This is a genomic window from Egbenema bharatensis FJBBOT/2019 (assembly GCF_048077055.1).
Classification (GTDB): Bacteria; Cyanobacteriota; Cyanobacteriia; order Elainellales; family Elainellaceae; genus Egbenema; species Egbenema bharatensis.
Map to the genome: position 1 here is coordinate 2,451,761 of NZ_CP182236.1, position 26,792 is coordinate 2,478,552.

At 52.0% G+C, this 26,792-nt stretch carries 21 protein-coding genes and 2 pseudogenes; 16 read left to right on the top strand and 7 right to left on the bottom strand.

All coding sequences use genetic code 11. From position 1 onward, the window contains the following. Positions 1 to 263: 263 nt before the first annotated feature. The gene (locus tag ACM1PF_RS11390) at positions 264 to 587 is read left to right on the top strand and encodes an STAS domain-containing protein (RefSeq protein WP_416674598.1); all 324 of its coding nucleotides are present in this window, start codon (positions 264 to 266) and stop codon (positions 585 to 587) included. 161 nt (positions 588 to 748) lie between these two features. Here the strand turns inward: ACM1PF_RS11390 and ACM1PF_RS11395 are convergent, their stop codons facing one another. Together ACM1PF_RS11395 and ACM1PF_RS11400 are read right to left on the bottom strand one after the other, a co-directional pair. Then, entirely contained in the window at positions 749 to 2,086 is a 1,338-nt protein-coding gene (locus ACM1PF_RS11395) for a hypothetical protein (RefSeq protein ID WP_416674600.1), read from the bottom strand. 210 nt (positions 2,087 to 2,296) lie between these two features. Beyond that, positions 2,297 to 2,776: an SH3 domain-containing protein gene (locus ACM1PF_RS11400; RefSeq protein WP_416674602.1), complete on the bottom strand. Its 480-nt coding sequence runs from the start codon at positions 2,774 to 2,776 to the stop codon at positions 2,297 to 2,299. Positions 2,777 to 2,917: 141 nt separating this feature from the next. Here ACM1PF_RS11400 and ACM1PF_RS11405 point away from each other — a divergent pair, with 141 nt between their 5' ends. From ACM1PF_RS11405 to ACM1PF_RS11415, 3 genes are all read left to right on the top strand, one after another. After that, positions 2,918 to 3,196, top strand: a complete 279-nt coding sequence (locus tag ACM1PF_RS11405) for a hypothetical protein (RefSeq protein ID WP_416674603.1) — start codon at positions 2,918 to 2,920, stop codon at positions 3,194 to 3,196. Between the two features lie 260 nt (positions 3,197 to 3,456). Continuing rightward, a complete protein-coding gene (locus tag ACM1PF_RS11410; RefSeq protein WP_416674604.1) occupies positions 3,457 to 4,905 on the top strand; it encodes an NCS2 family permease in 1,449 nt (482 codons plus the stop codon). 49 nt (positions 4,906 to 4,954) lie between these two features. Beyond that, on the top strand, positions 4,955 to 6,043 hold the full coding sequence (locus ACM1PF_RS11415; protein ID WP_416674606.1) for a DMT family transporter: 1,089 nt from the start codon (positions 4,955 to 4,957) through the stop codon (positions 6,041 to 6,043). A gap of 66 nt (positions 6,044 to 6,109) precedes the next feature. Here ACM1PF_RS11415 and ACM1PF_RS11420 read toward each other — a convergent pair whose 3' ends face one another. Both ACM1PF_RS11420 and ACM1PF_RS11425 read right to left on the bottom strand, forming a co-directional pair. Next, the gene (locus ACM1PF_RS11420) at positions 6,110 to 7,258 is read right to left on the bottom strand and encodes a PP2C family protein-serine/threonine phosphatase (RefSeq protein WP_416674608.1); all 1,149 of its coding nucleotides are present in this window, start codon (positions 7,256 to 7,258) and stop codon (positions 6,110 to 6,112) included. Next, positions 7,221 to 7,382, bottom strand: coding sequence for a hypothetical protein (locus ACM1PF_RS11425; protein ID WP_416674610.1), 162 nt, complete (start codon positions 7,380 to 7,382; stop codon positions 7,221 to 7,223). Before ACM1PF_RS11425 ends, ACM1PF_RS11420 begins: the two co-directional genes overlap by 38 nt. Positions 7,383 to 7,669: 287 nt before the next feature. Here ACM1PF_RS11425 and ACM1PF_RS11430 point away from each other — a divergent pair, with 287 nt between their 5' ends. Beyond that, entirely contained in the window at positions 7,670 to 8,140 is a 471-nt protein-coding gene (locus ACM1PF_RS11430; RefSeq protein ID WP_416676626.1) for an ATP-binding protein, read from the top strand. On the opposite strand, the pseudogene ACM1PF_RS11435 reads toward ACM1PF_RS11430, so the two are convergent. The 3 genes and pseudogenes from ACM1PF_RS11435 to lpxD (ACM1PF_RS11445) all read right to left on the bottom strand — a co-directional run bounded on the left by ACM1PF_RS11435 (position 8,106) and on the right by lpxD (ACM1PF_RS11445) (position 13,373). Continuing rightward, positions 8,106 to 10,864, bottom strand: a pseudogene (locus ACM1PF_RS11435) (cation-transporting P-type ATPase). The gene ACM1PF_RS11430 and the pseudogene ACM1PF_RS11435 sit on opposite strands and share 35 nt — an antisense overlap. A 326-nt stretch (positions 10,865 to 11,190) precedes the next feature. After that, positions 11,191 to 12,234: a UDP-3-O-(3-hydroxymyristoyl)glucosamine N-acyltransferase gene (lpxD, locus tag ACM1PF_RS11440; protein ID WP_416674611.1), complete on the bottom strand. Its 1,044-nt coding sequence runs from the start codon at positions 12,232 to 12,234 to the stop codon at positions 11,191 to 11,193. 65 nt (positions 12,235 to 12,299) lie between these two features. Further along, complete coding sequence (gene lpxD / locus ACM1PF_RS11445; RefSeq protein WP_416674612.1) at positions 12,300 to 13,373, bottom strand: UDP-3-O-(3-hydroxymyristoyl)glucosamine N-acyltransferase; 1,074 nt, start codon at positions 13,371 to 13,373, stop codon at positions 12,300 to 12,302. Between the two features lie 418 nt (positions 13,374 to 13,791). Between lpxD (ACM1PF_RS11445) and ACM1PF_RS11450 the strand changes: the two genes are divergently transcribed. The 11 genes and pseudogenes from ACM1PF_RS11450 (at position 13,792) to ACM1PF_RS11500 (ending at position 26,768) form a co-directional block, all read left to right on the top strand. Next, complete coding sequence (locus ACM1PF_RS11450; RefSeq protein WP_416674614.1) at positions 13,792 to 14,532, top strand: hypothetical protein; 741 nt, start codon at positions 13,792 to 13,794, stop codon at positions 14,530 to 14,532. Between the two features lie 141 nt (positions 14,533 to 14,673). Continuing rightward, positions 14,674 to 15,564 (top strand): ABC transporter permease, encoded by an 891-nt coding sequence (locus ACM1PF_RS11455; RefSeq protein WP_416674617.1) that lies wholly within the window; start codon positions 14,674 to 14,676, stop codon positions 15,562 to 15,564. 177 nt (positions 15,565 to 15,741) lie between these two features. Continuing rightward, positions 15,742 to 16,104, top strand: a complete 363-nt coding sequence (locus tag ACM1PF_RS11460; protein WP_416674619.1) for a hypothetical protein — start codon at positions 15,742 to 15,744, stop codon at positions 16,102 to 16,104. A gap of 36 nt (positions 16,105 to 16,140) precedes the next feature. After that, the gene (locus tag ACM1PF_RS11465) at positions 16,141 to 16,743 is read left to right on the top strand and encodes a DUF924 family protein (RefSeq protein ID WP_416674621.1); all 603 of its coding nucleotides are present in this window, start codon (positions 16,141 to 16,143) and stop codon (positions 16,741 to 16,743) included. Positions 16,744 to 17,246: 503 nt separating this feature from the next. Beyond that, a complete protein-coding gene (locus ACM1PF_RS11470) occupies positions 17,247 to 18,488 on the top strand; it encodes a hypothetical protein (protein ID WP_416674623.1) in 1,242 nt (413 codons plus the stop codon). Between the two features lie 578 nt (positions 18,489 to 19,066). Then, positions 19,067 to 22,045 carry an excinuclease ABC subunit UvrA gene (gene uvrA / locus ACM1PF_RS11475; protein ID WP_416676627.1) on the top strand — a complete coding sequence of 993 codons (2,979 nt, stop codon included), beginning with the start codon at positions 19,067 to 19,069 and terminating at the stop codon, positions 22,043 to 22,045. A gap of 78 nt (positions 22,046 to 22,123) precedes the next feature. Beyond that, positions 22,124 to 23,023 (top strand): IS982 family transposase, encoded by a 900-nt coding sequence (locus ACM1PF_RS11480; RefSeq protein ID WP_416670324.1) that lies wholly within the window; start codon positions 22,124 to 22,126, stop codon positions 23,021 to 23,023. Positions 23,024 to 23,109: 86 nt separating this feature from the next. Then, positions 23,110 to 24,999, top strand: coding sequence for an SUMF1/EgtB/PvdO family nonheme iron enzyme (locus tag ACM1PF_RS11485; RefSeq protein ID WP_416674625.1), 1,890 nt, complete (start codon positions 23,110 to 23,112; stop codon positions 24,997 to 24,999). Between the two features lie 89 nt (positions 25,000 to 25,088). Further along, positions 25,089 to 25,436: a diversity-generating retroelement protein Avd gene (avd, locus tag ACM1PF_RS11490; RefSeq protein ID WP_416674627.1), complete on the top strand. Its 348-nt coding sequence runs from the start codon at positions 25,089 to 25,091 to the stop codon at positions 25,434 to 25,436. Further along, positions 25,433 to 26,476: pseudogene (locus ACM1PF_RS11495) on the top strand (reverse transcriptase domain-containing protein). Before avd ends, ACM1PF_RS11495 begins: the two are co-directional and overlap by 4 nt. Positions 26,477 to 26,501: 25 nt before the next feature. After that, positions 26,502 to 26,768 (top strand): SUMF1/EgtB/PvdO family nonheme iron enzyme, encoded by a 267-nt coding sequence (locus tag ACM1PF_RS11500; RefSeq protein ID WP_416676628.1) that lies wholly within the window; start codon positions 26,502 to 26,504, stop codon positions 26,766 to 26,768. Positions 26,769 to 26,792 lie beyond the last annotated feature (24 nt).

Genomic DNA, 26,792 nt, shown 5'->3' on the forward strand with positions numbered 1-26,792 from the left:
CAATCAGATAAATAGCTTTTAAACCCTGAAGGTGGCTCGGCTTGTTCAATTCCTACGTCAATCATAACGATGGGTTTTCTAAAAAAAGGGCAATCTAAAGAAATGTCAGGATATGTTTAAGGAAGCATGAACACCGATCGGGCGTTCAGCTGCGTTTAATGTTTTTTTAATGAAACATCATGATTTTCTGAAGCAGTTTGGAAGGGTAAAGCGGAAACGCATTGATACTTCTATTTGCTTGTTGTCGTATGAACTCACTCACCATGCAGCCAAATTTTGAAGTCATCCGCCCCAGGGGCGTGCTCGATCTCACGCAAGCAAACCAACTCCGTGATCAGGTCAACGAGTTGATAAATGCGGGAGCCTCAACCGTTGTGATTAATCTTGAAGAGGTGACCTTTATGGACAGTTCTGGACTGGCAGCACTGGTCATTGCCTTGAAAACCATTCGTGCCGCAGGCAAGCAGCTTTATGTATGCTGTTTGAATGCTCAGGTCAAAATGTTGTTTGAGCTAACCAACATGACCAAAATTTTTGAGATCTTTGAGACCCAAGATGAGGCAGTGCAGACACTGGGTACAACCTAGGATTTGCTGCCTGGGATTGTAGGCGCGATCGCGGGTGGGTTGAGGTACGCAGTTTGACTATCCGACTGCCGCTGTAGAGTTGATCCCTGACTTTGCTGGGTTGACTCACCTCAACCTGTCCCCTAGGGAGCACCCCAGAAGATGAAGATTATCCGACGCTCTCATCGAACGGTAATCATGCCGTAGATATTTGCGTTATCCATCGTTGTGCAGCCTGCATCGGATGCCATGTTTTCCCTGAACATGGGTTGTTTTTCCAGGGAAATCACCTGGGGCGGCGAGGCAATTCCGGCTGACTCGCTTAAAGATTCTGGGAAAACAAAAATCGCTCCTCCCTTGCCCTGACTGGAGTGTGCCCCAGTTCCACCCATCGCTTCATTGCCCTCAAAAACAGTATTACTGAGAATTAAGCGGCCCGATCGCACAAACACTGCGCCGCCAAACCCACCCCCCCCACCCCCCAAGCCAATGTCGCCATCACCGCCCCCAAAACCGCCCTTTCCCGGCGTTCCTGCTTGACCTGCCCTCCCGGCTATACCGCCCGCCCCTCCCATTCCACCACTCCCACCGCCGCCGCCAAACCCACCGTTGCCCCCGTTACCGCCGTTGCCCCCGTTCGCAATGGACTCGATCGCGTTGCCCCCGTTGCCGCCATTCCCAGCATTGCCAAAGCCGCCAAACCCACCGCCCCCACCAAAGGCGATCGCACCGATATCTCCCTGCCCATCCCACTGACCAAAACTGCCAAAAATTCCGATCCCGCCATCTCCGCCATCTCCGCCATTCCCGCCATTGCCCCCCTGCGCGCCCCCATTCCCCCCGTTGCCGCCGTTCCCCGCATTGCCGAAGCCCCCGAATCCGCCACCGCCTGCGAAGGCAATCGTCCCAATGCCGTCCACTCCGATGCCATTCACCCCTGCGATCGCCCCGCGATTTGCTCGAAATCGGTTATGCTCACTGCCAATGGTGATGCCAATTGGACTGGAGCCAGCAGAACTGTCTTGATCTAAGCTGACTCCGTTAATGCCAAGAATCGCGCCGCGGTTAACTTTATACTTATTCTGGCTGCTATTGACTTGAGAATGCAGAGTACTGGCACGGGTAGAGCCATTGCCCCCGATCGCTTGATTGTGGATGAAATGCACATCCTCCAAAATGACCGTCCCTTCATCAATCAGCAGTCCACCGCCCATGCCTGCCGATCCACCCGCTCCATCCTGCCCATGTTCCCCCTGAGCCAGACCATCCCGAATCGTGAGATGACCGATCGCAACCTCGCCCTGGCTGACGGAGAAAACTCGGTGGGCATGGTTGCCGCTGATGATGTCATTTCCATCACCCGTGATGAATAAATTGCTGGTGATGACGGGTAAGCTGCGCTGAAGCGTGATGATCCCGCTGACCTGGCTCAGGTCAATCCGATCGTCCTCTGGAGTTTGATTAGCTTGCTCGATCGCCCACCGCAATGAACCTGTTCCACCATCACCCGTGTGCCTCACATAGATAGGCTGTGAAAGGGTGTTGAAGGAGGGCGGGATGGTTACAGGAATTATTATAGGAATCGTTACGGGAATCGCTAAAGGAGTGGCAAATGCAAGGGAGCTAAACTTTAAATAGCATAGAAACGTGATGAATAAGTAACAAAATGCTCGGAATACTATTTTAATCTTCCACATCCATCTAATGCCGATTGAAAATGACCACCGCTACTATTGATAGTGGTATTGCTGCTTCTGTTGCTGATACTGATTAGAACTTTGTTGATCTCCAGAATCAAATCTATCCGATCGATAATCGCGCTGTGGCAAGGAGGGAGATCCTTGAGAACGAGTGAATTCCTGATGGGTGTCTACCTGAACGGAAATGTTATCTTCGCGCACCCAACCTTTCTGGTAAGGCGGCTTGTCTAAACGAATGTAGCTCCACGTTTTACCTTCATTGCTGCCAGTTTGCTCCAGGATCGTAACACGATCGCCACTCATGCCATACCCAATGCGGTGCGGATGGAGGTCGGGTTTAGGGTAGATACTAATTTCATGATTTGAATCAGCCGAAAATAACAGCGCAGGTTGATTCAGATCTTGGTTACTTTGGTTGGCTGCCACCACCATTGGCGCAGGGCTAGCCCATCCAAGCAGTAGGGCGATCGTGAGTATGGTGATCGCCTGAACCATTGATTTGATCTTCATTGTGAGCATTTGTTGGTTTTGGGAATAGACACATAACCCGGAAAGATAACCAGATGGGGGAAGTGCAGCATTGTAGACCGAGATACCCTATAAATAAGCGTCAAGTTGTATTTTTGGAGACAGATTTTTCTGCATTTCGAGATGAATAGCGATAAGCGGCGTTCTTTACGCCAACGGTTACAACAACTTTACTCCTCCAGCGCATCGTTCCAGCCCAGCTTTATGAGTGCCTGGATTCGATCGCTGCGTACTGCCTGCCGCAGTTTTGCCCTGTTCATGGTTCAAAAGCCGCCACTGCGATCGAATGAGCGAGGTCAGTCTGCCTATGCTCAAAAAATTAGGCTTTATCCATATTTGCCCTCCATCGAAGAAGAGCGAGATTGGTTAGAGAGAATCTATCAAGATGACTCAACCTTTTAACTATTTTTTTAGAATTATTTTGAATCCCGATTCTGCTTCATTCCGGGATTTTAGTTGAGTTCATCTAAGGGATACTTCGGGTTCTAATTGTCATTTTTAATACAAAAAATATCTTGCACTCGTGGGTACCGTTGATGGATGCAAACCCAAATATTTTCTAAGTTTCTCGGCTTCTATCCACAAGGACGATCGTTCCAAGATGCCGCAACTTAGAAAGTATGCCGCATCTGTCTTAGGAACTGCCTTAGGGAAACAATACCATGAGTCAAGAAACTGAAGAGTTAGAGCGAGAGCAGTCAATTTCCACCGCTGCAACGGCCCCAGCAATCTCGTATACCGGCTGGCAAGGGACGATCGCCCGGTACTTTGATTTTGAGAAGTATCAAACTAACTTCAAAACCGAAATCCTGGCGGGACTGACCACGTTCATGACCATGGCCTATGTGCTGGTCGTCCATCCGGCAATCATGTCTGATGCGGTGTTCTTGAATGAGCCGCGAGATTTATTTGCGGAACTGGTGGTAGTAACCAGTATTTCGGCTGCGATCGCCACGCTGATTATGGGATTGTTAGCCAAGTATCCCTTTGTCCTGGCTCCGGGTATGGGCACCAATGCTTTCTTTGCCTACTCAGTGGTGCTGGGGTTGGGAATTGACTGGCGGGTCGCCCTGGCCTGTGTTTTCTGCGAAGGCGTGATTTTTATTCTGATGACCCTGACCGATGTGCGTCGTCATCTCATTACTGCCATTCCAGATTCGATTAAGGTGGCAACGACCGTAGGGATTGGACTGTTTCTAGCCTACATCGGACTGGCAGGTAATCCTGCGGTGGGTGGGGCGGGACTCATCGTGGCCAATGAAGTTACCAAAACTACCTTTGGGAGTTTCCGGGAACCGGCAACCCTGTTGGCAACGGCTGGGCTTTTCCTGGCTTCTATTTTTGTGGTGCGCCGCATTAAGGGAGCCTTGCTTTGGGGGATTGCGGGAACGGCAATCTTCGGCTGGATTTTGGGTGTTGTCAATGCGCCAACCGGATTGATGCAAGTTCCCCCACTGCCAACCCATTTATTCGGTCAGGCGTTTGTGGGTCTGTCTGGTATTAACAGTAGTAACCTCCTGGATTTCCTGGCTGCCCTGCTGGTGTTCCTGTTTGTGGATATGTTCGATACGATCGGCACCCTGACAGGGGTGGGAATGCAGGCAGGTTATATCGATGAACAGGGGGAACTTCCCAGAGCCAATCAGGCTTTAGCCGCAGATGCGATCGCAACTACGGCGGGGGCAGTGCTTGGGACTTCGACTGTAACGACCTACGCAGAATCGGCTGCTGGTGTCGCAGAGGGCGGACGGACGGGCCTGACTGCCGTGATTGCAGCCTGTTTGTTTTTGGTTGCCCTGCTGTTTATTCCGGTTCTTGAAGCGGTGCCTGGATTCGCAACGGCTCCGGCTCTCGTGATTGTGGGTGTATTGATGATGTCCAGTATCATCAACATTCGCTGGGGTGATTTGACAGAAGCGATTCCTGCTTTCTTAACCATATTCTTCATTCCGCTGGGCTTCTCGATCGCAGCAGGTCTATCGGCGGGGTTGATTATGTACCCGGTGCTGAAACTCGTGAAAGGCAGAAGCCATGAAGTGTCCCTCATCACCTGGATTCTTGCAGCCATCTTTGTCTTCCGATTTGTTTTCACAACCTTGCGTTTCCAGTAACGGTTCCAATCCATTTACAGAAATTAGAGAGAAATTAGAGGAATTGACAATGCAGCTACTGCCACAGAAGAAAGAGTTTACTCAGTCTCCCCTGTTTCTGATTTCTCCTTTCTTCTTTTTGGGAACGGCAATGGTGGTGATGAAATTCATCCTGCCCCATACAACGCCACTATTTTTAGCTGCATTTCGCTTGCTCCCGGCGGGTTTACTGCTTCTGCTGGTTGCGGCCCTACTCAAGCTGCCTCAACCCAAAACTTGGCAGGCATGGCTCTGGATCAGTGTATTCGCCTTGATTGATGGGGCCATGTTTCAGGGGTTTCTGACCACTGGTTTAGTCCACACAGGGGCTGGCTTGGGTGCTGTACTGATTGATGCTCAACCGCTGGTGGTGGCTTTGCTCTCCAGGATGCTGTTTAGTGAATTCATTGGGGTGTGGGGCTGGCTGGGACTGGCGATCGGGATGGTTGGGATTTGTCTGTGCGGACTCCCGGCGGACTGGGTCTATGGATTTTTTCAAAACGCTGGCATCTCTTTGCCCTTCGCAACGCAGACCCTGCTGGAGAGCGGAGAACCACTGATGGCAGCTCAACCCGCTGTGGCTTCCGGATTTTCCTGGCAGAATCTACTGCATAGTGGCGAGTTATTGATGCTATTAGCAGCCCTGGCCATGTCCTTTGGTACGGTAATCGTGCGCTATGTCAAACAACATGCCGATCCGATCGTGGCGACTGGCTGGCATATGATTTTGGGTGGACTACCCCTCATCCTCCTATCCTTCCTGTGGGAAAATCAGCAGATAACCTACTTGAACGCTGGAGACTGGGCTGGACTGGGCTATGCAACGGTGTTTGGCACGGCGATCACCTACGGCATCTTTTTCTATTTAGCTGCCGCTGGCAATATTACCAGTGTGAGTGCGTTGATTTTTTTGACCCCTGTGTTTGCCCTGCTGTTTAGTCTATTTTTTCTGGGTGAACAATTAACTGAGCTGCAATGGATCGGGGTGATGCTGACATTGATTAGTGTCTATCTGGTGAATCAGCGGGAGGAAATTGCCCGGAAGTTTACCCGGAGCGCGGTGGATGGGGCGATCGCCGGGATGGAGGTTGCAGAGCCAGTTCCCGATCGGGAAGCCTGAATTAGGAGTAGCTATTCTCTCAGGCTGCGGTAGTGTCATGGTGTAAAACAGGTTCTGTCTGGCACGCTAGCGAAACTCAATCCTGAGAATAGACAAATCATCATCAAAGGTGGTTGTACCGCTCGATCGCTGTACCCGATCGAGCATCACATTTAAATTGGGTTCAGTCTTCAAGTCCACCAGCAGATCAATAAATCCCTCCAGTCCCCAACTGGAACTTCCGGTAGCCTGCCCGATTTCATAAATGCCATCGCTGAACACATAGAGGATGCTGTTCTCTGGAATCGTTTGGCGATCGGAGGTGTAGGTGGTTTCTGGCAAAATGCCAATGGGAACGCTGGGAGTGCGGAGTTGGTGCACTTCGGTTGAGCCATTGGAGGCAGAGGTTAATAGAATTGCGGGGGGATGACCAGCACTGGCGTAGGACAATTGCCGCTTGGAGCAGTTGTAAACTCCGTACCAGATGGTGAGATATTTCTGATTCTGGTTCCCCATCTGAAAGGCTTCGTTCAGGCTACTCAGGACATCATGGGGTTGATAGAAGTTGGCCGAGGGCAGCGATCGAGAGCGCAGCAGGTTTAATACCAGACTGGAGGGCAGGGCCGCGCCCAATCCATGACCGGATACATCCAGCAAATAAATGGCTAAATAATCGGGATCAAGCCAGAAGTAGTCAAAGCAATCGCCTCCAAGCTGACGGCAGGGCAAAAACCGGGCATCAATTTCGATCGCCCCAGTCATAGGAGAGGGTAAGAGCGATCGAACGTAGATGGCAGCCTCCATCAGTTCTGCTTCCAGGAGCTGTTTTTGAGTTTGTAGATCCTGGCTGAGTTGGTGAATCCGCAGGGCGGCCCTCACCCTGGCTTGCAGCTCGCTGATATTGATAGGCTTGGCTAAAAAATCATCGGCTCCTGTATCCAGCCCAATCACCCGATCTTCTGGCTCCCCCCGCGAAGTCAGCAAGACAAAAAAGGTTGTCGTTAACTGCTTGGCTGCTTTGACGCGGCGACAAACTTCCAATCCATCCAGTCCCGGCATAATCCAATCGCAGATAATCAGGTCGGGACAATGCTGGAGTGCCAGATCGACCCCCTCCTGTCCATCGCTTGCCAGAATCACCTCGTAACCTTGCTTTTGCAGGGCCTTGCTAACGACTAATCGAATTGCAGGGTCATCATCAACGACTAAAATTTTGGCAGCGATCGGGCGTTTCATTCAGGTCAGTCGGTAAGGTCAATCGGTAAGTGAATACAGGAGTCAGGCAGTGAACCTTTTTATCGGTCAGCACAGCGGTCAGTACATCAGTCAGTAAATTATTTAAACCGACAATAGAAAGCATAAACAGACAAAAATCGAGACAACTTTAACTTTTTTGTTAATAATTTAGAGAATATTTAAGGAAAAATTGAGAAATCAGGGGATGATCAAGATGGAAACCTGGAGTAAGTTCAGGAATTTGGGTATATTCAATCTTGATTTGCATGACCAATCTCTCACGGGCAGGTAGGATGCCTGCGCTACGAAATCGTTCAGTTTGCCAATGGGATGCTCCCAGGGATTTTGCCCCAAATTATTGGGTTGCTAGTGTTTGTCTCTGATCAGTGAATTAAATTGAACCGTACTTCAGTGTTGAATAACGCTCAATTGAAATTACCCTACGAAAAAAGAATTCAGGTTGATACCAACCTGAAGGCACTGCCTCAAGTTTTAGCATGGTTCGAGCAGTTCAACCAACCTCCAGTGCCCTACTCTGATTGGTTGGAGTGCCAATTAGCCCTGGCAGAGGCGTTTACCAATGCCGTTCGCCACGCCCATGCCCACAAAGCACCCGATACCCCGATCGACATTGAAGTGATCGTTTACTCCCAGACGATCGAGCTGAAGGTGTGGGATTATGGCTCAGGATTTGACCTATCCGACCTGGCGAAACGTCCGATCGAAGCAGATTATCGGGAACATGGACGTGGCATCAAAATCATGCAGAGAATTGCCAGTGAGCTGAACTATCAGCAAGTTGAACAGCGGAACTGCTTACAACTGATTAAACATTTCTCTGAGGATCCTAATTCGGCGGATCAATCCGGTTCACGAAAATAGTTAGCGGCAGCATCGGTACTCCAGCCGCGAGGCACATCAGCCATTGATTCAGGTCAAGGGGAGCCGTACGGAAAAGGGCGTTCATGACTCCCCACTGGCTGAACAGAATTTGCAAAACGATCGTCACCAGAATTCCCAACCCGACTGCCATTGCCCCAGTAATCGAAGCGTCCCGTCCCCGCAGTTTGTTGACGATCGCCCCTCCCAGATGGCTAATACTCATGAGATAAATCACCCGTCCGGCAACCAATGCTTGAATCGCCATTGTCCGGGCAACCGCCACATCCCCTGTGTTATCCCGGGCCCACTCAAAGATGCCAAAGATTAAAATCCAGTTAAACAGGGAAACCGCCAAAATCCGCTTGAGCAAATTCTTCGACAGGAGCGGCTGGCGAGGATCACGGGGCGGACGCTGCATTACGTCCTGGCTCTTTGGCTCAAAGGACAGTGGGACGGTCATCGCCACCGAGTTGACCATGTTTAACCACAGCACTTGTAAAGACAGAATCGGCAACACTCGACCCAGTACGGCACTAATCAGGATCGTCATGGACTCTCCACCATTCACCGGCAGCAGAAACGCGATCGCCTTTTGCAGGTTTTGGTAAACGGTACGCCCTTCCTCTACCGCCGCTTCGATCGAGGCAAAGTTATCATCCGTCAGCAACATATCGGAGGCTTCCTTCGCCACATCGGTTCCGGCTCCACCCATGGCAATGCCAATATCAGCCTGTTTCAGGGCAGGAGCATCATTCACGCCATCCCCCGTCATGGCCACAATCTCCCCTTTGGATTGCAGGGCTTCGACTAACCGCAATTTCTGAGATGGGGCAACTCTGGCAAACACCGAACCGTCCTCAGCGGCTTGTTTCAGGTTCAGATCGTCCATTTGTTCAAGCTGCTGACCTGTAAAGGCGACAACGTGCTGCATTTTCCGACCTAACCCGATGCGTTCAGCGATCGCACTTGCCGTCGTGATGTGATCCCCCGTGATCATCTTCACCTGCACCCCCGCCGACTGACAGGCCCGAACGGCATTGACTGCCTCCTGTCGGGGAGGATCAATCATGCCCTGCAAGCCCAGGAAGATCAGTCCCGATTCCAGGTCGGAATGCTCCACCGCCGTTTGCCCGGAGGATATCGGCTTTTTGGCAAAGGCGAGAACCCGTAATCCATGCCGGGCGATCGCTTCCGCCTGTTGATGAATCTCCTGGGGGTTGATGGGCACTGCCTGGCCATCGGCCAGCAGCATTTGTTCAGCCCGCTGGACGATCGCCTCTACGGAGCCTTTAACCAGAATCACATGACTGCCTGGCTTGGCAATCCTTAAGTCCGGATCTTCCACCCGATTTAGCGTCGCCATGTACTGAAAGTCTGACTCAAACGGAATGCTGTCCAGGCGAGGGGCTTGTTGGGCGACTTCGGCCCGCATCAGTCCCACCTTACGACCTACTGCAATCAGGCCCCCTCAGTGGGATCTCCCACCACCGTCCAGCGATTGTCTTTGTGCTCTAAATGGGAGTCGTTACACAGGACACCTGTGATCAAACATTCTTTCAAAACAGGGTTCGATCGAGGGTAGTCTCTGCCGGTGTCTGCCTCCACATGGCCAATTTCGCCATCCGGGTCATAGCCAGTCCCACTGACGCTATAGTGTTCTCCACCGGCATAGATCGCCTGAACCGTCATCTGGTTCTCGGTCAAGGTGCCCGTTTTATCTGAACAAATCACCGTTGCGCCGCCCAATGCTTCAACGGCAGGCAGTTTACGAATAATGGCGTGACGTTTGGCCATGCGATCGACTCCAATCGCCAGCGTTACCGTCACCACTGCGGGTAAACCTTCGGGAATCGCACTCACCGCCAGGGCCACGGCTGCCTCAAACATTTCTGCCCAGGATTGCCCCCGTCCCAAACCCACGGCAAAGGTCACGGCTGCCAGGGTCAAAATCACGTAGAGCAGGGTATGGCTAAACTTGGCAAACTTCCGGGTCAGAGGGGTGCTGAGGTTCGCTCGCTGTTCGATCGACTGGGAGATCTGCCCGACTTCAGTGGCACTGGCCGTGGCAACGACGATGCCGCTAGCCTGACCAAAGGTGACAAAGCTACCCGCATAGGCCATGTTGATCCGTTCAGCCAGAGGGGTTCCTGCATCCAGGGGAGCTGAATTCTTCTCAACGGGAACCGATTCTCCAGTCAAAGCTGATTCGTCAACTTGCAGGTTGCGGACGGTCAGCAGGCGCACATCCGCCGGGACTTTATCCCCCGAAGCCAACTGCACCAAATCCCCCGGAACCAGTTCCTTCGACGGAATCCGTAGGGTTTTTCCATCCCGAACAACGGTTGCTTCCGTACTGACAGAGGCTGCTAAAGACGCGATCGCCCCTTCCGCTTTCGATTCCTGGACAAATCCGATAATGGCATTAATGACCGTTACGCCCCAGATCACAGCCGCATTCGTCCACGATCCCAGAAAAGCCTTAATTAATCCAGCAATGAGCAGAATGTAGAGCAGGGCCTGATTAAACTGGGCCAGGAAGCGTAGCCAGGCGGGTTTTGCAGGTTTCGCCTTCAGTTCGTTAAAACCAAAACGTTCAATGCGCTGAGTGACTTCTGTAGCAGTCAACCCCTTTTCTGGATGGGTATCCAGGGACTGAGCCACGTCTGAAGCAGACAGTTCATAGTATGGATGCTCCATGCGGCTATCCGTCGCAGAGTGTTTCATGACGTACTGATGAGGGGATAAATTAGTAGGGCAATTTTAAAGAGCAATGAATCAGGCGATGGTTAGAATCATTCCCTGAGAACAGCTTGCAAGAACGATTCACTAACGGTCTATTCACTATTCTGCAAGACAATTGTGAGACTTGCTCCGAAGGCAAATTCCCATCATGCTTCCAGATCTTAAGCCATGAAGGCTTTGAAAGCGTACAAAGATATATGTTTAAAAGCTTCCGTCTGGAGATAGATGGCTACCGATCGCCAGATGAGCATGGCCGCAACCTGCATCTTCAGAAAACCAGTCCGACAAGAAAACCAGTCCGACAGAAACTAGTCCGACTCGATCTGTTTTTGTAACCGTCTCAGAGTTTGATACATTTCCGGGAGCCGATTGAACACTGCCGTGGCTTTAATAAACAGCTTGTGGGAAATGGCAGGAACCCCCGTTACAATTTCTCCAGCTTTGACATTGTGATGTACTCCCGCCTTTGCCGAAGCGATCGCCCCATCCCCAATTTCAATATGATCGACAATTCCCACCTGACCCGCCAGGATCACCTGATTGCCCACCTTGACCGCTCCAGCCAAACCCACCTGCCCTGCCATGATGCAGTTTTCTCCCACCTGGCAACCGTGGGCGATGTGAACCAGGTTATCAATCTTCGTATTGCGGCGAATCACCGTTGTCCCCAGGGCAGGGCGATCGACGGTGGAATTACAGCCAATTTCCACCTGATCTTCCAGAATCACATAGCCCGACTGCTGCATCTTGAACCAGCCCTCTGGCGTGGGGACAAACCCAAAGCCTTCTGCGCCAATCACGGCTCCGCTATGAATCACGCAGCCTGAACCAATGACTGTCCGTTCATGGATCGTGCAATTGGCATGAAGCGTCGTGCCCTCACCAATGCGCACCTGCGGATAAATCACGACATTCGGATGCACACAAACCCCATCCCCCAGCACTACATCTGCCTGGATGACGACATTTGCTCCGATCGCCACTTTATCTCCCAATTGCGCCGAAGGATGAATCACCGCCGTTGGATGGATTTCTGCATCTAGTCGAAACGGCTGATAAAACTCAGCGATCGCCTGCGCAAACAGCTTGCGGGGCAGGGAAGACACCACCCACGCCAGTCCGCGATCGGTTGCCTGGGACTGCAAATCAGGATCATTGGGCAAAATCAGGGCACTGACAGGGGTGGAAGCAATGTGATGGGCAAACTTCGCGCCTTCAATGTAGCTGAGGGTTTGGGGCAATGGCTCCTCGATCGCTGAGACTCCTAAAATATCAGGATCATGTTCTAATCCTGCTGTCAGGTTTGTTGCTGCTGCCGGATCGATCCGGTTGACGAGTTCACTAAATTTCATTCCCACTCCTTACCGCTGAGACTTCCACACGGGCCATTCCTGTAAGGGCGATTCGCGAATCGCCCCTACCCCTCCTCCATCGCTCGAATCTGTTCCTGTAATGCCTCCACTTGCTGCTGGAGTTTGCGCAGGGTTTGGTGCATTTCGGGAAGGCGATTGTAGATTGCCGATGATTTGAGAAACACCTTGTAGGGACTGGCAGGATTACCCATCATGATGCTGTTTGGCTCGATCGTGCCGTGGAGTCCGGCTTTGGCTCCCGCCTGAGTGCGATCGCCGATTTGAGCCTGATTCGCTACGCCCACCTGTCCCCCCAGAATTACCCAATTGCCAAGTTGTACACCTCCCGCCAGTCCCACTTGAGCAGCCATGACGCAATTCTCCCCGGTTTGCCCGTTGTGACCCACATGCACCAGATTATCCAGCTTCGTGTTGTACCCTATCCGGGTTTCGCCCACCGCCGGACGATCGATCGTGCTGTTGCAGCCCACTTCCACCCGATCTTCTAAAACGGTGATGCCGGATTGCTCTAGTTTTACCCAACCCTCTGGAGCCGGAACAAACCCAAATCCCTCCGCTCCAATCACTGCTCCACTATGGATCACACAATCTGCTCCGATCTGCGTCCGTTCGTGAATCGTGCAATTGGCGTGGAGAATGGTGTGATCGCCAATTCGTACGGCTGGATAAATCACCACATGGGGATAGATACAGGCTCCATCCCCCAGCACCACATCCTCATGGATCACGGCATAGGCTCCAATGCTGACCTCGTTTCCGATCTGTACGGAGGGGTGAATAATGGCAGTGGGATGAATTCCGGCGGCAGGATGGTACGGACGATAAAACAGGGGAACCGCTCTGGCGAATAAAAGCTTCGGGTCGGGAGTGCTGATCCAGGCGATGTGGCGATCGGTGGCTTTTTGTTGCAGAGTTGGATTTGGGGGCAGGATTAACACACTGGCCTGGGTGCGATCGACTTCAGAGGCAAACTTAACTCCCTCAATGTAGCTGAGGGTTCCTGCTCGAGCAGTTTTGACTGCGGCTAACTCCAGGATCTCGGGGTCACAGTCTGGGGCGATCGAAAGACTGTGGTGCTCATGGATGTTTAATTCTTGAAGCAGATCGCTGAATTTCATTGCGGGTGTTGGCTACGGCACCCAAATATTATGCCTCGACTCTTTCCTTTTGACTCCTGATTTTGATGTCTTGAATTGGATGGCCTGGATTGGATGGCCTGGATTGGATGGACTCTAACGGGTCATCTTGCAGACAATTCAGCTCAATTACCTAGCGAAAACTGCCTAGAGCTTTTGGAATCCCAAACCCCCAACCGGGTTTTCGGGTAGATTCTAAGTAGGCTTAAGCTAGCGGTACTTTTTGTAACTGACTCTATCTATAGCGTGTTGTTTTCAAAAAGTCTGATTATTTCTGTATCTATACCGTTCGCTGGATTAGATTGTGATTATCATTGGGTAAAGTCAAATCTGAACTTTGTCAGATGATCAGGGTCTTAAACGTTTGGCAGTTGAGCCGTGGTGCAAAGGTGAATAGCGAATGAGTGATACTGCGGCATTTTTAGCAGGATGTGCTGTAACAGGTGTTGCAGTCCTCTTCGTCATGCGCAACGATGTTGTGGGCAATTCGACGGGAGTACCGCCAACACCACAGTCCCCTGCGATCACTCAAACTCCAATACCCGTTCCACCCTCTCCCCCAGGTTCCCAGGAGGATGGACGCAGTTTTCGTTTGGAAACCGAACTTGATCAGCAGCGTAACCTGTCCAGAGACTTAACGGATCAAATCCGACGGCAGCAGGAACGGGCAGACGAACTGCGAAATCAACTAGAACGCCAACAGCGACAGACGGACGATTTAAAAAGCCAGTTAGAAAGACAGGAGAGAAACACAGAGATTTTGATCTCCCGGATGCAGGAGCAGCAGCGAATTATCGATCGCATTTCTGATCAGCCAATGCAAACTCAGCTTCCGGCCCCTGCCGACTACCACAGCAACAACTCATCCGATCACTCCAGTCTCTATGCCATCGTTACGGGAGCCATTGGGGTGGTCGTCCTGGTGGTGGTGGCAGGAGGAGGACTGGTTTTGTTTGCCATTGTCATCGTTGTCCTATTCTCGACTCGCCGTCGTCGCACCCGCACGGTTCATATTGTGCATCCGTTTGCCCCTTCATCCTATGCAACCACGCCTTCCCAAGCCCTTTTACCCGCACGCATCCGCACCCGTCCTGCCCGTCAGGTTGACATGGAATATTACGGGGATGATGAGTACGATTAGAAGCAACTCTCCTCCTACGCCCGGTTTCTCACCCTCTACAGAATGCGTTAGGCTAAAAACAGTGATTCTGAAGTTTTGAAATAGAGCCATTACAACGTTTGATTGGGGCAGCGAATGCTCCAGTGAGAGAGGACACGAACGATGAGTCAAACTGTTACACCGTCTCCAACAAATTTTGAGAAACTCCAGACCGAGGGAGCGATCGAAACCCCTCCTTCATCGGGACTGGCAGCGTTTCGGCAGGAAGTGGTTGCCCTGACTCGCCGTCTATTTATTCAGCTTCAGCGTCGCCCTTCAACTCTAATTGCTGGCATTATTCAGCCCGTGATGTGGTTGGTGTTGTTTGGGGCGTTGTTCCAGAACGTACCGCAGGGTTTGTTTGGCGATAGCCAGAACTACGGTCAGTTTTTGGCGGCTGGGGTAATTGTGTTCACGGCCTTTGGTGGAGCACTGAACGCAGGACTCCCAGTCATGTTCGATCGAGAGTTTGGTTTTCTCAATCGCTTGCTGGTCGCTCCACTGGCTTCTCGGTTTTCCATTGTGATTGCCTCGGCAATCTTTATTGCCACCATGAGCCTGGTGCAGTCAGCAGTGATTATTGGCATGAGTGCCTTCCTGGGGGCGGGCTTACCCTCGGCGGGAGGATTAGCAGTCGTAACGGCGATCGTCCTTTTGCTGGTATTAGGCGTAACGGCATTGAGCCTGGGACTGGCCTTTGCATTGCCAGGACATATTGAACTGATTGCGGTGATTTTTGTCACCAACTTGCCCCTCCTGTTCGCCAGTACGGCTCTGGCTCCCCTTTCCTTTATGCCGACCTGGTTACAGTTTGTCGCCAGTTTGAATCCCTTGAGCTATGCGATCGAACCGATTCGATATATCTACACTCACAGCAACTGGGGTTTTAATGATGTGGTGATGCAGGCTCCCTTCGCGGAAATTACGATGTCCACCGCCTTGCTGATTCTCGTTGGGTTTAGCACCATTGGACTGATGAGCATTCGTCCCCTGCTGCGGCGATCGTTTGCTTAAGGGGTTCAAAAATTCTTGAAGTTTAAGGTTCGATTTTGGGGTTGTGCCTTAAACTTGGGAGTCAAGTTTCATCTCTGTTTCAGAAGGGAGCAAAACTGCTTCCAGTGCGTCTTGATCATCAGTTCGCCCATCGCACACTTCCTGATTTCTTTGTTTTAGCCTTTTACAGCAAGACCTATGAAAAGAATGATGCGTCAACCCAACTTTTTCCGTGCAGCCCCGATCGCCCTCGGTATCCTGGGATGCGGTGTACTGTCTGCCATTCAACCTGCGATCGCCCAAACGCCACCGAATCCTGGACTGGGCAGCAGCGATCGGGGGGTGAATCAGCCTGATGATATGCCCAATATGTTTGATTTAATGCACGAATTACAGCGTGGATCCATTCGCAGTCCGTACGAGTTTCAGCAAGATCAGCAGCGCAACATCAGTAACGAAGCCGCTGATTTTCGGGAGCAGCAGCGTCGTGCCCTGGAGCAACCCATTCAGCCCGGAACCGTTGAACCAATGCCCTTTGAGGCTTCTGAGCTGGAAGAATAACGCGCTCAATTAACCAATCGTCAGTAGGGGGTGAATGTGGCATTAGAAGGCACGGCATCTCCAGTGGAAGCGGTTTTACGGTTTTGGTTTGGCGATCCGGCGACAGAGGCAACGGATTATGCTGCACGGCGGCAGCTCTGGTTTGGCAAGAAAAGCCAGTTTGACCAGGAAATTGCCGATCGCTTTCAATCGCTGTATCAGCAAGCGGCGCATGGAGAGTTGGATCATTGGCAGGAAGCCCCCGACTCCTGTTTGGCTCTCCTGATTGTGCTGGATCAATTTCCGCGCAATCTATTTCGTCAGCACCCCCAGGCATTTGCCACTGATGCTAAAGCCCTCGCCATTGCAAAATCTGCGATCGCCCAGGGATTTGATCAGTCCCTGGAGCCAGTCCAGCGGATTTTCATGTATTTACCGTTGGAGCATAGTGAGGATCGATCCGATCAGTTGCAGTCTGTAGAATGCTTTCGCAATTTGGCAGCGATCGATCCTGCCCTAAACGATGTTTTTGACTATGCCCTGCGCCACTACGAAGTGATCAACCGATTTGGCCGCTTTCCCCATCGCAATTCGATTCTCGCTCGCCCCAGCACCCCCGAAGAGATCGAGTTTCTCAAGCAACCTGGCTCATCTTTCTGAATTCGATCGCTCCATTAATTTAGTTTTAAGACGAAATTTCAGCAAATGGCTCGATTGCCGTAGCGCAGGCAGCGTTTCAATTGAGCGTTCGACCTTAGTTCGCGTCGAGGGCTCACGCCGAAGTCTTGCCTGCCAGTGAACGTGCCAGTGAACGATTGTCGTCCAACTACAAAACTGCGATACACCTGATCGCTGTGCCCTTGAAACTGTGATTTTGCATTTCAAGCTCTGAGATATACCTGCCTCTGCTTGGGTCATCCCTCATGCTGAATGTTCAGAGAAAACTCGGAGAAAAACTACAATTTCGTAACCAAAAGAACTTGTTTCTAAGAAGTTAGCCCGATATTCTAGCAGAAGGAATGCAGAGTATAGCATCACTGCATCAGTAGGACGGGCGGGATTGATCCAATCACTTCAATCTGCCTCCGTGAAGGCTTTCTGCTGTGTCTTTCAGATCTGTTTCCTGCGCCTGCATCTTCTGTTCCAATTCTGCCCCCAATTTTATGGCTCCCTTTTCTCATCTACCAAAGCATCACCTGATGTCCGGTTCAACGTTAGAGGCATCGATCGATCGAACTGTATCAGTATCCCGATTGCCATTTTCAGGCTGGTGGCTTTGGGCTATACCGACTCTACTGGTGTCCGGCGGGGCAGCATATTGGGCAGTGAATCATTTACTGGCTCTCCCCGATATGCCCGGATGCCGTGCTGCTGCTGAGGCAAAAGCGACGACTTCGGTACAGCTTTACTGTGCCCAACAAATCGCCAACCGCCAAACCACCGATGATCTACGTCGAGCCATTCTCATGGTTAATGAAATTGCTGCCAATGATCCCTTCCGGGAAGAGGGCGATCGCTGGATGAGAACCTGGACGGAAACGATTCTAGGGAGAGGCGAAGCAGAGTTCCAGGCAGGTAATTTGCAGCGGGCAATTCGGATCGCAGAACGGATTCCAACGAAAGTGAGAACGCGGCCCATGGCAACCGAGCGCATCGATCGCTGGCAGCGGATTTGGTCAAGGGCAGAACGCATCTATGATCAAACTCAAACGGAAATTGGCTGGCGAAACTGGTCGAGGGCGATGAATATTGCCAGGGAATTGTTGGCGATCGAGAATCAGTACTGGGCAACCACCAAACATCAGGAACTGATGAATGTCCTGCAAGCCACCCAGGACGCGAATAAAATCCAGCCCAGCCCAACGGCTCGACGGACTCCTGAACAATCGACCAATCCTGTGGGAGACTATCTAACCCAACGCCAGCGGGAACGGGAACAGGAAGCCACGGCCCGGTTAGCCAGGGCGCGGGAATTAGCCAGTGCAGGCGATGTGGCAGGACTTCAGGCAGCCATTTCTGAAGCTCGGCAGGTTCTCTTTGGCACCCCCCGCTATGATGAAGCCCAAGCCGCTATTACCACCTGGCGCAAACAGATTGAGGCGATCGAAGATTGGCCTTACCTCGATCGAGCTAGAACCCTGGCCAGTCGAGGTGATTTAGAGTCGCTGGAAGCCGCTATTCGGGAAGCGCGGCGGATTGGTTGGGGTCGTCCCCTCCATACCGAAGCCCATCAGCAAATTGCAATCTGGCAGGAGCAAGCCTCGCAACTGCGCCTGACTCACCAAACCCCGCCGTCCCAGACCATCGAAGCGGTAGACGTGCGAACACCCTCAACCGAGGCTTCACCAGCGGCAACGCCCGTTGAGGAAGCGATCGACACTCTGGAAGGGGAAGAAATCCCGTAGGGGCGATCGATCCGGGTGGAAGTGCAACCCATTGGCTGGGGAATCGGCTCAAAACGGATGTACTAAAGGATCGAATCAGGGTAACATAAGGGGTTGACGGAGCTTGGCAATCCAAGTTTTGGAAGGTTAACGATAGAATTGTTAAGAACCATTTCCGTAGCAACGGATGAAACGGTTGGAACAATCCAGGGGAACTGAACCCTGTAACGCATTAGCCTGGCAATGTTGAGCCTGTTCTGACCAGCCTGTCTGCTGCTATCACTGCACCCCTAGCCCCCCGATCGCCCATGTCCCAGCGAGACTTTGAAGATACTAAGGCCTCGAAGGCTAAGAGTTCTAAGGGTTCTAAAAGTACCAGAAACTCAAAGAAAAGCTCGAAATCCTCGGTGAAGGGGAGTGAGGAAACGGTTGGGCCAAGTGCCCAGCCAGTAAATGCTCCAGCATTAGATGTTCAACCGTCTAACGCTCAGGAGTTAGATGCTCAGGAGTTAGATGCTCAAGAGCCAGGCTCCAATAGCTCCACAACCCGGAATGGTTCGGCAAAGCGGAATGGTCGATCGCGGCAGGCTTCCCAGGCTTTGAAGGCGACGAATGCGCAAGCCGCCCTGCAATCTTCTCCTGCTCAAAACTGTATTCACATCCGAGGGGCACGGCAACATAACCTGAAGAATCTGGATCTGCTCCTGCCCCGCGATCAGTTGATCGTGTTTACCGGCGTATCGGGTTCTGGGAAATCCTCCCTGGCGTTTGACACGATCTTTGCGGAAGGGCAACGGCGGTACGTGGAGTCCCTCAGTGCCTATGCACGGCAATTTTTGGGGCAGGTAGACAAGCCCGATGTGGATGCGATCGAGGGCTTAAGTCCGGCTATTTCCATTGATCAGAAATCCACCTCCCACAACCCGCGATCGACGGTGGGTACGGTGACGGAGATTTACGACTATCTGCGTCTGCTCTACGGGCGGGCCGGGGAACCCCACTGTCCCCACTGCGGTCGCTCCATTGTGCCGCAAACGGTGGATCAAATGGTCGATCGGATTATGCAACTCCCCGATCGAACCCGGTTTCAAATTCTGGCTCCGGTGGTGCGGGGCAAGAAAGGAACCCACAAGAAGCTGCTGTCCGGGCTGGCGGCGGAAGGATTTGTTCGGGTGCGGATTGATAAGGAAGTGCGGGAACTGTCGGACAATATTGAGCTGGAAAAAAATCAGTTTCACAATATTGAAATTGTGGTCGATCGCCTGGTGAAGAAGGACGGGATTCAGGAGCGATTGGTGGATTCCCTCAGCACCTGCTTGAAGCGATCGGAGGGGATTGCATTCATTGATGCCACCCTGCCCGAAACCGACAATGTGGTGTCGCTGAATCCGGATCTACAACTGGCGGTTTTACCTTCGATGGCGGCGGAACCCGCAGGTCGTTACGGCCAATCCGAAGACGATCAGAATCGGCTGGAACTCGTCTTTTCAGAAAATTTTGCCTGCCCGGAACACGGAGCTGTGATGGAGGAGTTGTCCCCCCGGCTGTTCTCCTTCAACTCACCCTACGGAGCCTGCCCCCACTGTCACGGACTGGGCAGCCTGCGGACTTTCTCAGCGGAACTGGTCGTCCCTGATCCGAAGCTGCCCGTCTATGCAGCGATCGCCCCCTGGTCGGATAAAGACAATACCTACTACTTTTCTCTGCTGTACAGCCTGGGGCAGTCCTTTGGCTTCGAGATTCAAACCCCCTGGGAGCAGCTCACTCCGGATCAACAGCAGGTGATTCTGCACGGTTCTGAGGAGAAGATTTACATTGAGGCGGATTCTCGCTACCACGATAAAAAAGGCTATCACCGGCGCTACGAAGGCGTGTTGCCCATGCTGGAACGGCAGTACAAGGAAGCCTCATCGGATCTGTATAAGCAAAAGCTGGAGCAGTATTTGGTGGATCAGGCTTGCGAGGTCTGCGGCGGCGATCGCCTGAAGCCGGAAGCCCTGGCGGTGCGGGTCGGACAGTTTGCCATCAAGGAACTGACTAACGTTTCGATTCGGGACTGTCTGGATCGGGTCAATGCGATGGAACTGTCCTCCCGACAGGCGCAGATTGGGGAACTGGTACTGAAGGAAATTAAGGCGCGGCTGCAATTTTTGCTGGATGTGGGGTTGGATTATCTCACCCTCGATCGCACGGCTATGACCCTTTCAGGCGGAGAGGCCCAGCGGATTCGGCTGGCCACTCAGATTGGAGCCGGACTGACGGGCGTACTGTATGTGTTGGATGAACCCAGCATTGGTCTGCACCAGCGGGACAACGATCGCCTGCTCAATACGCTGACCAAACTCCGCAATCTGGGCAATACCCTGATCGTGGTGGAGCATGATGAGGACACGATCCGAGCTGCCGATCATCTGGTGGATATTGGCCCCGGAGCCGGAATTCATGGCGGGCAGATCGTGGCTCAGGGTTCCCTGGAGAATCTGCTGGCGGCAGAGAATTCCCTGACGGGAGCCTACCTTTCGGGACGACGGGTGATTCCGACTCCCACGGAACGGCGAGAGGGCAACGGGCGATCGCTGCTGCTGCATGATGCTCACCGCAATAATCTCCAGCACATTGATGTGGAAATTCCCCTGGGCAAGCTGGTCTGCGTTACGGGGGTATCGGGTTCGGGTAAGTCTACCCTGGTCAACGAATTGCTCTATCCGGCCTTGCAACATCACTTTGGGCACAAAGTTCCCCAGCCCAAGGAGATGGCTAAACTCAAAGGTTTATCAGCCCTGGATAAGGTGATTGTGATTGACCAATCTCCGATCGGACGCACGCCGCGATCGAACCCTGCCACCTATACGGGGGTGTTTGATGTGATTCGGGATCTGTTTTCTGAAACGATCGAAGCGAAGGCCAGGGGCTATAAGCCGGGACAATTCTCCTTTAACGTGAAAGGCGGACGGTGCGAAGCCTGCGGCGGACAGGGGGTAAACGTGATTGAGATGAACTTCCTGCCGGATGTCTATGTTCAGTGCGAAGTCTGTAAGGGAGCCCGCTATAACCGCGAAACGTTGCAGGTGAAGTACAAGGGCAAGTCGATTTCCGATGTGTTGAACATGACCGCTGAGGAAGCCCTGGAGTTTTTCGAGAATATTCCCAAGGCGGCTTCTCGACTAAAAACGATGGTGGATGTGGGGCTGGGCTATGTGCGGCTGGGACAAACGGCTCCAACTCTGTCGGGGGGAGAAGCTCAACGGTTGAAGTTAGCCTCGGAACTCTCCCGCCGTGCCACGGGCAAAACCCTTTACCTGATCGATGAACCCACCACTGGACTCTCCTTTTACGATGTCCATAAATTGCTGGATGTGCTGCAACGCTTGACGGATATGGGCAACACAATTCTGGTGATTGAACATAATCTGGATGTGATTCGCTGTGCCGACTGGGTGATCGATCTGGGTCCAGAGGGGGGCGATCGCGGTGGGGAAATTGTCGCGGTGGGAACCCCGGAAGCGGTGGCGGAGAATGGGCGATCGTTTACGGGACATTATCTGAAAAAAGTGTTGGCCCAGCATCCTAAAAATTAACTCACGTCTAATGTGAATTGGACAAAAAGGTGGGAGAGGTTGAGAATCGAAGTACCACCTTTGAAGCTCACCTCTCCCATGACTAGCATAGACTTTCCCAGCCTGATGACCACCATTTTTGTTCTGGTAGACGATTGGTATCGCCAGCAGATTGCACCGTTAGACTGCCCCCGACCAGGAGTACAAGCGCAATTGAGTGATAGCGAAATGCTGACCTTAGCACTGCTGATGGACTATCTGCCCTTTCCGGGTGAAACCCAGTTTCTCGGCTTTATGCGTGCCAACTATCTCTGCTGGTTTCCACAGTTGTTGGATCAGAGTCAATTCAATCGGCGCTTACGCCAATTAGATGGGATGCTGGAATCACTGCGACGCAGTTGGGTCGTGGCATTAGGAGCGACCCAGCAAACGCATCTGCTGGTGGACACCAAACCGATTCCCGTACTGGGACTCAAGCGGGACAAGACACGCAGTGATTTTTCTGGCAATGCAACCCCTGGCTATTGTGCGTCGCGCCAGATGTATTACTTCGGCTACAAACTCGCCTTACTCAGTACCTGGAACGGGATTCCGATTGCCTATGATTTAGTCCCAGCCAACACCGATGAGCGGGTTGCCATTGAGTCGCTCTTAGCGGTCGCCCGAGGGTGCACCATCTACGGTGACAAGGGGTTTATCGACCAGGACTGGCAACTCCAAGTGCAGCAGCGCACCGGCAATCAGATTTGGACTGTCTTGCGCAAAAATCAGAAACAGCAGCATCCCCCATCCCTCAATCGCTTCATCTCCAAAGTGCGTCAGCGCATTGAAGGGGTGTTTCATGAAATTCAAAACACTGGACGTAACCCCGAACGCTTGCTCAACAAGACCGTAGAGGGCTTTTGTGTCCACATTGCAGCTAAACTGGCAAGCCATACCCTGCGGTTATTGCTCAAACAGCAGTTTGGCATCCATGTGTTAACCTTCCAACAGTCTTAAACTGCTCTGTCTAATTCACATTAGGCGTAACTCGTGAGGCTGCAAGGTGGGTTAAATTGTGGCAATAGCTTCTCTGTGCAGCGCTGATGGGACAAAATTGGGCAATTACGATCGGCATTAATGGGTATCACAATCTGCAACGGCTCACCTATGCCCAACGGGATGCGGACGCGGTGCAGGCGTTTTTGCAGCAGGAACTCCAGATCCAGACTCCCTATCACTTCACGGATGACTCACCTGCCATTGCCCAGGACTATGGCCCGCCCCTGAATTCCTATCCGACCTACGCTACCCTGCGGCGATTTTTTCGCATTCGGTTTGAGGAACCGTTTTTGAAGCCAGGGGATAATTTGTGGTTCTTTTTTGCGGGACATGGCAAACGACATGAAGACCGGGACTACTTGATGCCGATCGATGCGGATCCGGGAGATGAGGTGGAGAAAAGCACCTGGATTCCGTTGAGCTATATCACCGATCGCCTGCGTCGGAGTGGGGCGGATAATGTGGTGATGTTGATTGATGCCTGTCGGAGTGGGGCGGGACGAAGGGATAGTGATGGCTTTGGGCGGGAAAAGCAGCAAGGGGTGATTACGCTGTTTGCCTGTAGTCCGTGGGAGTCGTCCTATGAGATTGATGAGCTTCAGCAGGGAGCGTTTACCCATGCCCTGTTGCAGAGTTTGCAAATTGAGGGGGAAGGGAATTGCGCGACGGTGGAACGGCTTTATCAACGCCTGCGGCAGATGGTTCCAGAGGTGACGCAACGGTACAAGCGGGTTCAGCAAACCCCCTATGGAGTGGTGGAACCGCCAACAAAGTATCATCTGATTTTGCTGCCCCGGAAAGCGAATCTTAGTGATATTAATACGTTGAAGTTGGATGCCCAACGGGCGGAGCTAAACAGAGAGTTCAAGTTAGCCAAACAGTTGTGGATTCGGGTTTTGGCGATTTCGGGGGCAGATTATGATGCGATCGAGGGAATTGAGCGATTGGCACGGGTTTCGGCTACGCCAGTCGTACCTGCTGAACCAGAGAAACCGATTTCTGTTCCTCAAACTGGGCAACGGGATGCAACCCCTTCTCCTCCTCCTCCTGAGCCAGCCAAACCAGCCATTCCCACCTTTAAGTTTGAAATGGTGACGGTGGATGCCCAGGGGCGGGAGGTGAACCGTCGTCCAGGTGAGGCGGAGTATTGGGCGGAGGAGTTGGGGAATGGGGTGCAGTTGGAGATGGTGTCGATTCCAGGCGGATCGTTCCAGATGGGTTCACCGGATGGGGAAGGGGTTGATGATGAGCGACCTCAACATTCCGTTACGGTTAAGCCGTTTTTGATGGGTAAGTATGCGGTAACGCAGGCGCAATGGAAGACGGTTGCAAGTTTCCCGAAAGTTGAGCGTGACCTCGAGCCTGATCCAGCTCACTTCCAGGGAGATAATCGTCCGGTTGAGTGCGTGTCCTGGGAGGATGCGATCGAGTTTTGTACCCGACTATCCCAGAAAACAGGACGGGAGTATCGGCTGCCCAGTGAAGCCGAGTGGGAGTATGCCTGTCGGGCTGGAACGACCACTCCATTTCATTTTGGCGAGACGATCACTACTGATCTGGCAAACTATCGTAGATTCTTTTGGGACTATAAGAGAAAAACATACCCTGGCTCCTATGGTGTTGACCCGAAGGGAGAATTTCGGGAGCAAACTACAGAGGTCGGGAACTTTCCACCGAACGCCTTTGGACTTTACGATATGCACGGCAATATCTGGGAGTGGTGTTTGGAGCATTGGCACAAAAATTACAGTGGTGCTCCGATCGATGGAAGTGCCTGGATTGATGAAGATTTAAGTCTCCGGTTGCTACGCGGTGGTTCGTGGAACGACCATCTCTGGAATTGCCGATCTGCCGAGCGTGGCAGGCGCTACCCGAATCGCCGGCTCAACTCTTGTGGGTTTCGTGTTGTTTGTGGTTCTGCGTGGACTCTTTAGCCCTCTGCCCTCTTGCGCTTTTGCCCTTTACCCTCTATTCTTTACTCTCTTCTCTCTTTCGCGCGAAGAGCGATCAAAATTTTTTCACAATGGACGATCTACCCATCATTCAAAAAACCTACGACCTGATCAAGTGGTACGTACCAATCCTCAACCGCCTGCCGCGTGATCACAAATTCCTCTTGGGTGACAGAATCACAAGCAATTTATATGAGCTACTGGAAGGACTGATCCAGGCAAGATATGCTCCAGATAAGCTGCCTCAACTTCAGGTTCTCAATAGCCAGCTTGACATTCTCCGCCATCAAACCCGCCTGCTGCTTGATTTTGAACTGATCGCCACAAATCGTTACGAATATGCCGGACAATTGCTCAACGGTATTGGCACAGATCTGGGCGGTTGGATTAAGCAACAGCGCAAGCGAGTTACAGCATGAAACGCTATGGAAATCTCTGGGAGCAGGTCATTGATTTTGAAAATTTGCTGTTATCAGCCCGCAAAGCCCAGAAGGGAAAACGGTTTCGAGAAAATGTGCTTGCCTTCAACTATAACCTGGAACAGGAACTTCAACACCTTCAAGCAGACTTAAAGAATCAGACTTACCAACCTGGAACCTACCGCACTTTTCAAATCTACGAACCGAAGCCGCGTCTGATCTCTGCCGCACCCTATCGAGATCGGGTGGTTCACCATGCCCTCTGCAATGTCATTGTCCCCCTCTTTGAACGCACCTTCATCGCCGATTCCTACGCCAATCGGGTTGGTTTTGGCACCCATCGGGCCCTCCAACGCTTCACCCGTTTTGCCCGTAATAGCCGCTATGTGTTGCAATGCGATGTCCGAAAATACTTTCCCAGCCTGGATCACGAAATCCTCAAAAGCCTGATCCGACGCAAGATTAAATGCCCTGATACGCTTTGGCTAATGGACACCATCATCGACGGCAGCAATGAACAGGAACCCATCATTCATCACTTTCCTGGTGACAACCTGATCTCCCCCTTGGCTCGACGGCGAGGACTCCCGATCGGCAACCTGACCAGCCAGTTTTTTGCCAACGTTTATCTCAACGGGTTTGGTCACTTTGTCAAAGAAACCCTGAACGCTCAACGGTATCTTAGGTATGTAGATGATTTCGCGCTCTTCAGCGATGACAGGGATTTTCTATCCGATGCTCGTCCCCAGATCGAATCCTACCTGGCAACCCTGCGGCTCAAGATTCACCCTATAAAAAGCCAACAGTTTGAAACCCATCATGGAGCAACCTTTCTAGGATTTCGCATTCTCCCCGATCGAATTCGTGTCCGCACAGAAAACTTACGACGAGCCAGACGAAGATTACATCGACTCCAATCAGAATATCAGGTTGGCAAAATTGCCTAAACTCACCTGAACCAATCCCTACAAAGTTGGTTTGCTCACCTGGATCAAGGAGATACCTGGCAGTTAAAACAACTTATTCTCCAGAGACTTTAGTTTCCAGCATAATAACCCTTGTGTCCTGTTTAAAGCAGGCAAAGAACGGGGTAGGCACTTCCGGCTGCTGCGTGGTGGTTCGTGGAACAACAATCCCAGGAACTGCCGATCTGCCAATCGCAACAGGAACAACCCGGACAACAGGAACAACAATATTGGGTTTCGTGTTGTTTGCGGTTCTGCGCGCGCTCTTCTGTACCAGAACGAGTGGATGGGAATTCATTCGGCGAGTCGAAGAAGAGTCCAGACTTACTCCGGTGATGCGGGTAACGGCATCCGAAAATCAACCTAAATTGGGTAGCCTGGTAAGCTCTGC